The following is a 2,308-nucleotide window of genomic DNA, read 5'->3' as shown; positions in this document are numbered from 1 at the left end:
AATCAATAGCTGAGACACCACATTCAGGACTTCAGATAATGACACCTGGTTTTTTTCCTCAAATTTTCTCTCGTTTCCTTCTCCCTTAATTAGTAGATAGCTGAAACTCATATCAGGTTTAATTTCCACTTCTAGATTGTCGTGTGGGGTTCGCCATTCCAGTTGTAGGCTACCATTAGCAATTGGTGCTGCATCATAGGGTAAAATTAGATCGCCAACTAAAGGCGAAAGAGAGTATTTGATATGAATAAGCAACTGACAGGCTTTTACAAAAGCAACGGGCGAAACTGGCAATGCACCATAAGAATCCCAGTCAGGTTCTAGTTGGGCAAGTTGCGTCAAGCGCTCTAATATTGGATCTAAGGAAACATCAGTTAATGTTGCTTGAGACATGGCTTTTACAAAGAGCGTAGTTTGTATTGTATCATATTTATGCGTGCGGTTTCCCTTTAGAAGGGACAATTTTAGACTGAGGTTTCTTCTTTGACACGGCCCGAATAATATTGTTTCATCGATTCTTGAGAAATAATCCCATGACAAGATTCGTCTCTAGGTAAATCCCCTCTCGCTTCTAGCCAAGGCATTTCACCGCAAATCATTCGTTCCAAAGTTTCATCATCATACTCCAAATAGGCATCTGCAACTTCTTCCAGAAATTCCCCGATTTCTTCAGAAAGTTTCGGGCGCTCGATTCTTTCTACAATTGGTTCCCAGCTAAATTGGCTTTGATACTTCTCTAGTAAATCAGGAATCACCGGGCCGTGAACCCACGCTTGAAAATCCGCATTAAAGAGTGGCGTGCCATAAATTGCTAAATGCCAAGCTTGAGCGTAATACACGAGTTTTTGTAGCTTGTAAGCATTTATTTCTACATCGAATTGCGAGGCTAACCAAATGAAATAATTGGCAATCTCGCGATCGCTCAGTGTTTCCGAATTAGTTGAAACAGCAACAACTTTCAGTTCACCTTTAGCTAGATGTTCCAATAGTTCAGAAACAGACAAATTGAATTGTTCAGCAATTTTCTCAACTCTTTGCCAGACTGGATAATTTACAGTTACTTGATATTCAGTTTTGATTGAAGGAGCTTGGGTCATGGCTAGGATTTCTTAGCGTTGACTAAAATAATTATAGCAAACTGTTCTACAATACTCGTAATTAAAATTATAGTATGATTTATGCTGAAAAAATAGAAATAGAGTCAGGTCTGATAGTCAAAGCCCGATCGCCCTTCGTCTCCCATTTTCTGAAAAAGCGCGTGTAGCCAGCCGACAGATTACTGATTGGGTACCAGTACGATGAGGTAAAGTGAGTCGTCGCGAAGTGGGGCTTCATTCAGTTGACAGTTGACAGTTGACAGGAGGATTGGAGTAATGAATCGTCTGATTTTAATTTCTCCCTAAAAAAGAGAGGCTTTAAACCAATTCTTTCTGGTAAGCCATCGCACCAATCGCTGGCTGGCAATACACACCCACAAACTATGAGGTTTTAATCGGAGAGAGGGACTTCTATACCAGGCTCGACATTCATCTTGACGGGAATGGCAGTGCAGAGGTTACATGATTTCCTGCGTAAATCCTGACTTTATTTCAGTTCAACATTTACAGTAGCAGACATCCCCGGTGCAATTCGCGATTCATAACCTTTAATGCTTTCGGCATCAAACACAACTTTCACTGGTATCCGCTGCACTACTTTGGTAAAGTTTCCCGTTGCATTGTCGGGAGGCAATAGGGAGAATTGAGCGCCAGAAGCAGGGGAGAAACTATCAAGACGGCCTTCAAATTTGCGGCTACCAAAAGCATCTAATTTGATTTCTACTTTTTGGCCTGGTTTCATGTTTGCTAATTGCGTTTCTTTGAAGTTAGCAATTACCCACAAATCGTTACTGACGATCGCCATTAACGGAGTTCCCGACTGCACCCGCTGCCCCACTTCAACCGATTTGCGCCCGATTTGTCCGGCGGCGGGTGCGGTGATATTCGTGTAGGAAAGTTGCAGTTGAGCGTCTTTAACCGCAGCTTCCGATTGGGCGATCGCAGCCTTAGCAGCATCATACTGCGATCGACTGACTTTAGTTTGCTCGCCCGTAGCTTGAGCCTGTTGCAATCCGCCCTTCGATGCAGCAAGTTTGGCTTCAGCGGTGCTGATACCTTCCTGGGCTACAGCGACTTTAGCTTGGGCGCTGGCGACGCCGACTTTGGCTTGGGCGACTTGAGCTTCAGCTTGCTTTACTCCTTCTTGAGCTTGCGCTACTGCTGCGATCGCTGCGGTTACGCCTTCCTTGGCTTGGGCTAACCTGGCTCTA

At 43.9% G+C, this 2,308-nt stretch carries 3 protein-coding genes; all 3 read right to left on the bottom strand.

The window, feature by feature from the left end:
• Window positions 1–393 (bottom strand): hypothetical protein (locus tag JGK20_RS34235; RefSeq protein ID WP_293233839.1); only part of this gene is annotated, 393 nt, incomplete at its 3' end.
• Window positions 394–464: 71 nt separating this feature from the next.
• Window positions 465–1,097: a type II toxin-antitoxin system antitoxin SocA domain-containing protein gene (locus JGK20_RS34230; RefSeq protein WP_293233837.1), complete on the bottom strand. Its 633-nt coding sequence runs from the start codon at window positions 1,095–1,097 to the stop codon at window positions 465–467.
• A gap of 487 nt (window positions 1,098–1,584) precedes the next feature.
• Window positions 1,585–2,308, bottom strand: a 724-nt coding sequence (locus JGK20_RS34225) for an HlyD family secretion protein (protein WP_293233835.1), incomplete at its 5' end; no start/stop codon positions are given.

Source organism: Microcoleus sp. PH2017_05_CCC_O_A, assembly GCF_020738785.1.
Classification (GTDB): Bacteria; Cyanobacteriota; Cyanobacteriia; order Cyanobacteriales; family Microcoleaceae; genus Microcoleus.
This window is presented reverse-complemented; position numbering and strand designations above follow the sequence as displayed.

What these genes read in the sequence shown, in the direction of transcription:
- JGK20_RS34230 (WP_293233837.1), bottom strand. Translation starts at nt 1,097, where the DNA reads ATGACCCAAGCTCCTTCAATCAAAACTGAATATCAAGTAACTGTAAAT.